This window comes from Microcoleus sp. N9_A2, assembly GCF_036701775.1.
Classification (GTDB): domain Bacteria; phylum Cyanobacteriota; class Cyanobacteriia; order Cyanobacteriales; family Microcoleaceae; genus Microcoleus.
The window spans coordinates 184011-193802 of the sequence record NZ_JAUBRH010000007.1 but is presented as its reverse complement, the minus strand read 5'-3'; the positions used below and the strand labels follow the sequence as shown (position 1 = coordinate 193802).

General features: G+C 45.7%; 7 protein-coding genes. 5 read left to right on the top strand and 2 right to left on the bottom strand.

What is annotated here, in order from left to right:
• The first annotated feature begins 494 nt into the window (after positions 1-494).
• Both QUA44_RS06750 and QUA44_RS06745 read left to right on the top strand, forming a co-directional pair.
• Positions 495-3128: a DEAD/DEAH box helicase gene (locus QUA44_RS06750; RefSeq protein ID WP_333249303.1), complete on the top strand. Its 2634-nt coding sequence runs from the start codon at positions 495-497 to the stop codon at positions 3126-3128.
• Between the two features lie 226 nt (positions 3129-3354).
• Positions 3355-4536, top strand: a complete 1182-nt coding sequence (locus tag QUA44_RS06745) for a hypothetical protein (protein WP_333249301.1) — start codon at positions 3355-3357, stop codon at positions 4534-4536.
• Between the two features lie 12 nt (positions 4537-4548).
• On the opposite strand, the gene QUA44_RS06740 is transcribed toward QUA44_RS06745, so the two are convergent.
• Together QUA44_RS06740 and QUA44_RS06735 are read right to left on the bottom strand one after the other, a co-directional pair.
• Positions 4549-5613, bottom strand: a complete 1065-nt coding sequence (locus tag QUA44_RS06740; protein ID WP_333249299.1) for a hypothetical protein — start codon at positions 5611-5613, stop codon at positions 4549-4551.
• A gap of 358 nt (positions 5614-5971) precedes the next feature.
• Positions 5972-7159, bottom strand: a complete 1188-nt coding sequence (locus tag QUA44_RS06735) for an RNA-guided endonuclease InsQ/TnpB family protein (RefSeq protein WP_293262443.1) — start codon at positions 7157-7159, stop codon at positions 5972-5974.
• A gap of 19 nt (positions 7160-7178) precedes the next feature.
• Here QUA44_RS06735 and QUA44_RS06730 point away from each other — a divergent pair, with 19 nt between their 5' ends.
• From QUA44_RS06730 to QUA44_RS06720, 3 genes are all read left to right on the top strand, one after another.
• The gene (locus QUA44_RS06730) at positions 7179-7709 is read left to right on the top strand and encodes a helix-turn-helix transcriptional regulator (RefSeq protein WP_293262446.1); all 531 of its coding nucleotides are present in this window, start codon (positions 7179-7181) and stop codon (positions 7707-7709) included.
• A 455-nt stretch (positions 7710-8164) separates the two neighbouring features.
• On the top strand, positions 8165-8860 hold the full coding sequence (locus QUA44_RS06725; RefSeq protein WP_333249297.1) for a hypothetical protein: 696 nt from the start codon (positions 8165-8167) through the stop codon (positions 8858-8860).
• A 158-nt stretch (positions 8861-9018) separates the two neighbouring features.
• On the top strand, positions 9019-9693 hold the full coding sequence (locus QUA44_RS06720; protein WP_333249294.1) for a response regulator transcription factor: 675 nt from the start codon (positions 9019-9021) through the stop codon (positions 9691-9693).
• Positions 9694-9792 lie beyond the last annotated feature (99 nt).

Genomic DNA, 9792 nt, shown 5'->3' with positions numbered 1-9792 from the left:
GCCGTGTGCCGGGAAACTAGCAAGCACGGTTCCGAATGGGAGGGAGAAGATGGTAACATCTTCTCTCGACCCTACCTAGAAAAAGCGTAAAAATTTCTCCCTCTCTCCCCTTCTCCCTTTTTCCCCCTCTCCCTCTCTTCTTTGCTACATTCCAACCTTCAACTCCGAACTGCACTCTCTTCCCCTCTCCCTCTCTTCCCCTCATTCCCAATAGACACTTTAAATGCGTAGCAGCTTAATGGGCAGTTGACGCCTCACTTGCTTGAGAACCGCTATATACATAGCAAGTGTACTGTGTTAATGCTAGCGTCTCACGGGGCAGGGTAATCGCGCAGTGAGCCAGAGACCTACCGTTTCCCTAGTTCCTGAACCCAAACCCATAATTGCCACCAAATTCAGTCCGACTCCCAGTTGGTTTTTTTGGAATTTCTTCTCTCGTTCTTTTTCCTACCTATCGGTAGTAAAAGAGAAAAGATTCATTCTTAGAGTGACCGATGCCTCCCAATTATATCAACCTTCTTTCCCAACTAATAGCCAGACATGATTTTCACCAAAATAACTTCCCAGAAGCAAGCCACTTGCAGCCAACTGCAACAGCCGATTTGTGTGAATTTTTAGGCGAAGAGGTTATTTATCAGACAATCGCGCCTGCTACAACTCCTAAGCTCTACAAAATTCCTCAAGACTTGCCGCCTTCAATAATTTCTGCTTTGCACCGCCAAGGCATTCAACAGCTTTATTCGCACCAAATTAAAACACTCAAAGCCGTGCGCCAGGGCAAAGATGTCATCCTCAGCACAGCAACAGCTTCTGGCAAATCTTTAAGTGCGTACTTGCCTATTTTAGAGGGCATTCTCCAACATCAATTTACTGCACTCTCTATTTATGGTTTGAAAGCTTTAACAGCCGACCAAAGTCAAAAACTTGCCGATTTGCTCCAACTGATTCCTGAGCCTGCGCGCCCGCGCCTTGCCCTTCTAACTGGGGATACTCCTCCCCAAACCAGAGAACAATTATTAGCTGCAAATCCTAGCATAATCAGCGCCACACCAGAGTTAATTCACTATGCGCTGAAAGGCGTTCACTGGAGTCAGCCTTGGCAGCACTTTTTAAGTCGCCTCCGCTATATTGTCCTAGATGAAGCTCACACTTTTAACGGAGTTTACGGAGCTAACATGGCTAGCTTAATTCGCCGCTTAAAATTGGCAGTAGACGAGCGCGGAGGTTGTTCTCAAAAACTGCAATTCCTGATGTTGAGTGCTACCGTTGGCAATCCCGTTAAATTAGCGAAGTTACTATCTGGTAGAAGTAGAAAGCGAAATATCAATAAACCCGAGCGGTTAGTTTGGATTAACTCTAGCGGAGCTGCTGTCCCAGAACGGCAATTAATTGTTACTAAACCGACTCATGATGCTAATTCCGATGTGGCTCGCATCATTATGTTTTTGTTGCAGCAAGGGCAAAGCGGAATTTGCTTCGGTAACGGCAGACAAGCAATTAAGAACTTGTGGGCAACTTTTAAGCAAGAAGCTGTAACTCAAACTAACTCGGGAATTGAGTCGCAAGTAGCAATTTTCTACGGCAGTTTAACAAGCGAGCGCCGCAGGGAAATTATTAACTCTTTGCAGTCAGGAACAGTTAAGTGTATCCTCAGCACTAGCGCTCTCGAAGCGGGAATTGATTTGCCTCAACTTGACTTTGCTATTATTAGGGGATGGCCGGGAAGCTTGCAAGCTTTTAGGCAGAGGGCTGGCAGGGCTGGTCGCGCAAACTCCGGTTTAATTGTCTTCATTCCTATTGCACAATCACCTTTGGATAACTATTTTGCCGAGCGCCCTGAATTGTTGCTGTCGGCCGAATCTGAATTGGTGAGCTTTAATGCCAATTATCCCATAGATATTGCCAAACATTTGATGTGCGCGGCTGTCGAAACAGGCATTCCTGCCAGTAAGCTCAAGCACTACTTTGGCAAGAGCGCTCATATAATTGCAACGGCTTTAATTGAGCAAGGTGTTCTTCACAGAAGCCGGGATAAATTATGGGCTAAGGGCTTTCCCCATAAAGATGTAAACTTTCGAGGGGGAACGGGTTCTAGCACGATACAACTGGTGGATGCGGAGACTCAAGAAGAGATTGAACTCCTCAGTGCGGAGATTGCTTATCGAGAGGTATTTCCTGGTGCTATTTACCGCACGCAAAACTCTGACGGCTGTTTGGTGACTTATACTTCGCGCTCACTCTTGAATGGCAAAGCTATTTTGCAAAACATCCCTGAAACTCGACTCTTTACTGTAGCGATTAGCCACACTGATACCAGCCTCAAGCAGAATTTGAGTTTGCCTCAACAAATCCCGTTGGTTATTCCAGAAGTTGAAAGAAATGTTCAAACCAATTCAACGGATAGTAAGGCAATTCCAGCTCAAGCTATTCTGGAACTGGTTTGGGGAGAAATTAGCCAACTCGTCACTGGTTATCAATTATTAACTCGCAATTACGAGTTAACTTGTCTCAATAGAAAGTGTGTCAATTACAGAGAGCATTTACCAAAATGTACTGCCTGTCCTGTTTGTGGCAAGAGAACTCGCTCTGCTGAGCTAACATCGGTTCTTAATGAGGTAAACTTTGAGCAACCTTACGAAATAAAATTTGCGACTCCTGTACTGCAAATTAGTTTGAATTCCCCGGTTGAATGTTACCTGCAACACATAGTAACAGCTACTCGCCAGGAATTGCTTCAGTCTCAACAGCCGATTCCTCCCGGATATCAGCAGTTGTGGGAGTACCCCGCGAATTTGTTGGCTATTCACAGTTTCGGTCATCAAATTTTAGCAGCTTTACCTCTGACTATTTTGGCTTCAGCTAATGATGTGAATTTTCTGGTAGAGAAGAGAGGTGCAAATGACTATGCAGGACTCTTTTACGATTTAGCAGAAGGGGGTTCGGGAACGTCGGAAGCTATTTTTCGTTCTCTCCCTCAATTAGCTCATGCGGCTGCTGAGTTAGCCCGCAGTTGTTCTTGCAGTTCTGGCTGTCCTAAATGTTTGATTCAGTCGGGATGCCCTGATGGCAATAAAGCTTTACTTAAGCAGGTGGGGCTGCTACTGTGCGAAGCATTTTCTACTCCTTAAATATCAAAAAATGGGTGGAATAGACGGCTGAGAAAGGGGAATGGGGAGAGAGAAATAGGGAAAATGGGAGCGGGGAATACAGTGTAGGTTTTTTCAAACAAAAAAGCTACACTGTATTCCCAATTTTTTTTACTGTTTTTATTAAACAAGACGCTGCTTGCATCAACATAGAATTGTGCGAACCGCTACTGCGGTTTTTAGGGGTGCATTTTTCGGACTTGTACTCATGAAAAACCAGCTTGTCTTGCCAATTATTGACTCCAAAACTAGAGAGTCAATGCTGTTACATTTCAGAAATCAACCCTATAAACCAAAGAAAAAGCAAGCTTTAATCCCCAACCTAAAACGAGATTTAAAGCCGGGCTGGCTTTTAACAATTCTCGCACAAATAGACCGATGTTTGTGGGGAAGGTGGGATTATTGGGCTTTGTGTCAAGCTGTCCCTAGTCATGCCTGGATGCGGTGGAAGATGGAGCCAATGCTAGCCATTCTGGAGAACAGAAAACCCGAAAGCTTACCCAAATTTGTAATTGAGGAAACTTTGCCAGCAGAACCGATTCCCCAAATTGAATGGCAGCATTCTCCTACCGCAGAAGCCATGCTAGATAACACTCTCAATTGCATTCCTCAACATGGAGAATGGAAAACTTGGTCAGCTTGGGACTATTTGGAGTTTTTCTTGGACTGGGTTTTGTTCGCATTCGGACATCCAGCTTACAAGATTTTACCCAAAGAACCCGCCGGCTGTGAAGGTGCATCAATGCGCCTTTATCAGATGTTTGACCTGTCAATTCTCATGCTATATCCTGAAGATTATATGGGCAGACTGCTACCCCAAATCTGCGGAAAGACTGCTCAAAAAAGTTCAGGATTTTATCCGACACCCTTAGCTTTGTGCCAGTTGATATCTAAGTTGGTCAGTGGTGATAAGACAGAGCGAATTTCCAGCTTCAATGAACCCGCTTGCGGTACGGGAGCTTTAATGTTAGCACAGTCGAATTACTGTCTGAGCGGTATCGGTCAAGATATAGACCCGACTCTGTTAAAATGCGCTTTGTTCCAATTTTATATGTTTTCACCTTGGCTGGCTGTTCCGATTTGGTGGTTGGGTCAAACTGATTTGCTCCTTGGCAATACTTTAAGTAGCGATCGACCCCAATCAATGAACGCTGCTTACTGGTATAATGAGTGGTTTGAGCCAGTCGAGTCTCAGGCTAAAAATCATACGGATTGTTCACTCGAACATGAAATAAGTTCAGGAGAAAGCTCAGAATTTATTGACTTGAATGATCAGACATCAATTCACTCAAATCCAGTAGTTCAAGAAGTTGTTAAGGGCAAACGCCGACCCAGAAATACGACAACATCTCCTCACCAATTTACGCTGTTTAATTTGGACGATTTTTAGCCCAATACGTACCTAATTCTCACTTGTGGCGGCGGGCGTAATGTTATGAGTAGGCTGGACTTCAGAAGCAAAACTGATTGTAGAAGCTGCTGCTTTGAGGACTTGTGCTGCCCAATCTACTACAGCCAGCCCTTGAGTTTTAGCCGCATCTTGCATCTGGGCTTGCAGGTGTATCGGGAGCTGTATAGTTAAAGTAAAAGTATCTCGTTGGGCTCGTTTTGCCTTTTTGACTAACTCTGGCTCGATCCATCGATCGAGCCAAAATTTACATTTAGCTCCTCGTTCGTTACCATCTTTCTCAATAAAGCTTAGTTTGCCTAGCTTTTGACAATAAAAACTGTGAGGGTCGTCTTGAACAGGCTCAAAACTGCAATGATAGCAATTCCAGCAGCTTCGGCATGGAGTTTCTGTCTGACTGGATGTTGCTCCCAATCCCTCAGCATTCTCTTGAGTGGCTGCTGAAATCTCACGGTTGGACGATGGATGATTGGCTGTTTGAGTTCGTTGGTTTTTGGAACTGTTCTCGTTGTTAGACTTATTCCTCGAAATTTTTTTCTGGTGTTCTTCAACAACTTGGGCAACGTGAAAAGCCGTAAGTTTGCCGTTCGGAGCAGTAGAAACAGCTTGGGCCCAAGCCCTAGGCTGCTCTTGGGAGGGTAGTGCTGTTAGAGGGCGAACTTGGCGCTCATTGGCGGGAAGGATTTGTGCGCCATGGCGCACATTTTCATAGACGGTTGCCGCCTCGATCAATTGGTAAGCTGAGCGACGAGACATTTCCCACCGGTTAGTGCAATAGTCTTCAAAAGTCGAGAACTCTTGTCGGTAGAGACGCCGATCGCGGATATGGCGCAAAGCTTGCCCTATTTCCCAAAAAGCTTTCAAGCTCCGTTCGACTGTAGCTTCCAAGCTGCTTAATTCTAATGCTTCAGCATCAGTGAGCGTACTGCTCTCAGACAAATCTTTAGCGTCGGCTTTGTTTAGCTGGCAGTCCTGTGCAACTCTCGCAGTGAGTTCAGCGCTGCGAACAACAGAGAAGTTATTTGCATCAGAACCGCGAACTGTGTTGGAGGATGACATTGATGTTCCGTCCTTTTTGCACGGTGCAAGATTAAGTATTGCATAATGCAAGGGTAGTTGCGTAATCGATTAAGGCTTTGATTGCTCAAATTTTGTAGAAAAGGGGTAAAATAGCGAAAAACTATCGGTTTCAACGCAGCAAAAAGTAAAATAGTGTACGGTAAAAGCGTCAGTTGACATCCTCCGGGTGCGTTCGCGCACGGGGATTCCAAAGACCGCTCTTTGGGCTACCTCTTTCCACGACTCGGCTTACACTCGGAGGAGTCTCCTCAGCCAAACTCTTGTCGGTGTCTCGCAAGGGCGTTAGTTCCCGTGTGCCCCAGGACTTTAAACCTAAATTTTCGGTAAGCAATTGTAACTAATCCCCTGCCTGAAGGCGAGGGGCTTTCAGTAGCCCTGAAGTATCGTAGCTGAGAGAACAGCTAAGGCACTCCGAACCTCGAAGCCCAGTTACGACGGCTCCAATATTGGCAATATTCATCGAACCATTGAAATCAGCGTCGCCATGCCAACCACAAGCCTTGTTTGCACACTTAAATCGCTTCTGGCTTCTTGTTCCCAAATGGTTGCACTGATGGCAAGTCTGCGACGTGTAAGCGGGTGGCACTGCAACAACTTCAACGCCGTACTTGATGCCTTTATATTCCAGGAAATGACGCAACTCATAGAACGCCCAACTGTTAGACCGTCTTCGTTCTGCCAAAGAGCGTCGTTGCTGGTTGGTACGTTCTCGAATGCCCGTCAAGTCCTCAATGGCAATAATCGCGACCGACGCCAAGGCATCCAAGACAATGTGCTTGCTGATGTTATGGTTGAGCCAAGCTTGATAGCGTCTTTCTTTCCCCGACAGCCGTTGCAGCAATCCCCGGCATCTTCTGCGAGAACTGCGTGTGCCTTTCGAGGCTTTGCGCTGAATAGACTCTCTTGCTTTGGCGTATTTGTCTCTAACCTTCTCAATGGGTTTGCCGTCCCATTTGTCCCCCTTGCTCGTTACTGCAATGTCTCTGCGTCCAAAGTCAACGCCAATCGCGTTGTCCGATTTAATCGGTTTTGGCGTTTCGTCTTTGAGTTGGATGTGGATGTAGTATTGCCCGTCTCTGTGCTTGCACAATTGAGCCGAGGTTGGCGCTCTACTTTTGAGTTTCCCTTGCTGATAGTTCCCAAGGCTCAACTTAATGCGCTCACGGCAACCCAACAGGGTCAGGCTGACCGTCCAATCCTTTTCTCGAAAGGAAAAGATGCGGGCATCATAGTCTGCACTCGTTGGACGGAAAGTCTTGACGGGCTGCCCTTTAAGCTTGGCAGTTTTACGATTAGCTCCAACCCTAGCGCACACCCTAACCGCTTGATTGGCACTCAATCCAAACTGTTCTCGCAAGGTTTGATACACTAAACTTTGAATCGTGGTTTTGCTGGTCACCGATGGTTTGACAGTCTCATTGGTGTAGTTGCAACCATCCGCAAACGAGGCAAGCAAAGCATCGATTTTAGCGCTTTGCTTGAGTGTCGGTTGAAGTTGGCAAACTAGCGTTAAGACTTGTTCCACGACTGTTGAAAACTCACAAATGAATACAAAAGATTATACAACACAATCAACCGGAATTCCGGCCAATTCTGAACCAAAAGCCGTCCTAGAAGGACGGGGTTTCAGACCAATTTCTTCGGTGACTGTTAGCTCTGTATCTTCTCTTATACTCGATCGCCAAAAGCGGCTGACTCAGTTGATCGAGCTGCTGCTGAAAGAAGGCTGGACTCAAAGCGCTTTAGCGTCCGCTATCGGAGTAGATTTTTCAACTGTATATCGGTGGTTAAAGGGGAAAACGATACCCGAATCCGATTCTAAGAACTTTCGGCAACTGGCAAAGTTAAGCGGTGGCAGTACCAAGACTCTGCAACTTTATTTGGATGGAGAAATATCCCTATCAGTTTATCAACGCGGTTTGGATGAGGTGGCGATCGGTCAAGTGAGTGGCAGCAAGAGGATAGGCTCTGAAAAAATTAAAAAAGAAGTTTTAGCAAAGATTTATTCCCTCGATCCAGATGATATTGCCGATATCATTTCTTCATCAGTAGCATTTTTAGCCAAACTTGTATAGTTAAGTAACGAGCAGCCTGCACCCTTACGGTTTTCTGTTGAGAAACCGGAAAAATCACCGTCTCATTCCCCACTCCCCCCAATTGGTGACAACTTAAGTTAAGGAAGCATTTGTCAATCAGCAATTACGATCTGAATTGACTCGGATTTTGACTAGAAAACTCAAATCGGAGCGATCGAAAAATCGTTAAGTATCCGAATCCTGACTCCTGACTCCAGCGATCGGTCTTAAGTCAATACGGTTCACTTAAGACAGATCCCCCCTAACTTCCCTTAAAAAGGGGGGGACAAGAATGCTCTCAAAGTCCCCCTTCTTAAGGGGGATGCGAGGGGGATCTCCGGCGCATAAATAGTGTTAAGTGAACCGTATTGGGTCTTAAGTTGTCAGCAAAGACTCTCCCGGACTTTTTCTGTGGCGATCGCCGCTATTGCGAGCGCCTTTTATGCTCGCTCGCAATGTACCTTCTTACTCTATCCGACCTCAATCAAACTATTCATAATAGCCAATTACAAGAGTCACCTCTTGTTCCTTCATATCTGCAAGAACGCTTGCAACTGCTTGTCAAGCAAAATTTAATGGGATTACCTGTCGAGCCAATTCTCAACAGTCACCCCCAGTTCCAGCAGTGGGTTTTCCAACTCAAAGAACTATCGCCATCACTGTTTTTACCGCAGCGCAAACTATTTGTTGACATTCCACTTCAAACAAAACTAGACCGAACAAAAAGGGGAGTGACAGAAGAAAACTCTTCCCCTTCTCCTCCATTCAAAGTGATACAAGTCCGTACAAATGTGGGTTTAGTCAAAGGAACACCCAGACTATTTGAGTGGGCGATTCGCCATCCTGTACTGACTTGGCAAGACCGAGTTAAGTTATGGGTAGCTGCCGAATTTTTCGAGCTTGAGCCTCACAAGCTGCAACTGATTGTTTTGGCACTGCACCCGACTCAACCAGCAAAAAAAGTTCAGTTTGCTTGGGATAGCAAACAACACCGAAAAACTCAAAATTGGCTTTTGACTACCATTGAACGAGAGACAGAACAAACAGTTGTCAAGCTGAATTGTTATCTAACACCTCAACCGAAGGAAGTAGCAACAGCTATCAATTTGGATGAAATCAATTTGGATGAAATCAACGAAGTGTCGATATAATCAGTTCACATTTTATTGTCATCCTCCTATCGAGAGATATCCACCTATTTCCGACGCAATCGCCCATTAATACTTTTCTTCTCTCGATAGGAGGATGACACTCTTTAATGTCAGGAAAAATAATATAGAATGGATAAAATGTAGTAGGAATCTTAGCCGTGACTGCAACTACCGCCACCCAACCAAAAACAAACCAACTAAAAACCATCCTAATAGTTGAAGATGACCCGATGATGCAGCTCGGTCTAAAGCATATCCTCAATCAGCAACCCCATTTAACAGTTGTCGCCCAAGCTGTTAACGGTAACGAAGCCGTCAGTGTCGCACTGCAACACCAACCAGACATTGTGCTGATGGACATTGACTTGCCCGGAATCGACGGTATTGCAGCCGCGCAGCAAATCAGAGCCGCACTGCCGCATACTCGCATCCTGATGCTCACCCACCACAGCAATCCAACTCAAGTTATGGCTGCTTTGTCAAGCGGCGCTCACGGTTACTGCGTTAAAGGCACTAACGCAGAACAACTTCTACTAGCGATTGCGACTGTGCAAGAAGGTGGCAGCTACCTGGACTCTAAGATTGCCGACTGCGTGCTGCAAAATCTCAAAACGCTGCCCGATAACTGTGCGAATGACGACATCAAGCTGACAGAAAGAGAAATGCAGGTTTTGCAGCAGCTAGTTGAGGGTAGAAGCAATAAACAAATCGCTGCTCAACTAGGAATGAGCGTCCACACCGCCAAAGGTCATGTAGAGATGATTCTAGCTAAATTTGAAGCGAGCGATCGCACCCACGCCGCCGTTAAAGCACTGCGCTTGGGGCTGGTTTAGGCGTTAGAATTGAGAAAGTGACATTCTCCTACACCTGTAACCCGGTTGCTAAACGGTTCAAAGATTACTGTTGCGGTTGCCATTTTTCCCAAAACTCCC

Bases quoted from the DNA above. Each gene is read 5' to 3' on its own strand.
- QUA44_RS06750 (WP_333249303.1), top strand. From the start codon at position 495: ATGCCTCCCAATTATATCAACCTTCTTTCCCAACTAATAGCCAGACAT.
- QUA44_RS06745 (WP_333249301.1), top strand. From the start codon at position 3,355: ATGAAAAACCAGCTTGTCTTGCCAATTATTGACTCCAAAACTAGAGAG.
- QUA44_RS06740 (WP_333249299.1), bottom strand. From the start codon at position 5,613: ATGTCATCCTCCAACACAGTTCGCGGTTCTGATGCAAATAACTTCTCT.
- QUA44_RS06730 (WP_293262446.1), top strand. From the start codon at position 7,179: ATGAATACAAAAGATTATACAACACAATCAACCGGAATTCCGGCCAAT.
- QUA44_RS06725 (WP_333249297.1), top strand. From the start codon at position 8,165: ATGTACCTTCTTACTCTATCCGACCTCAATCAAACTATTCATAATAGC.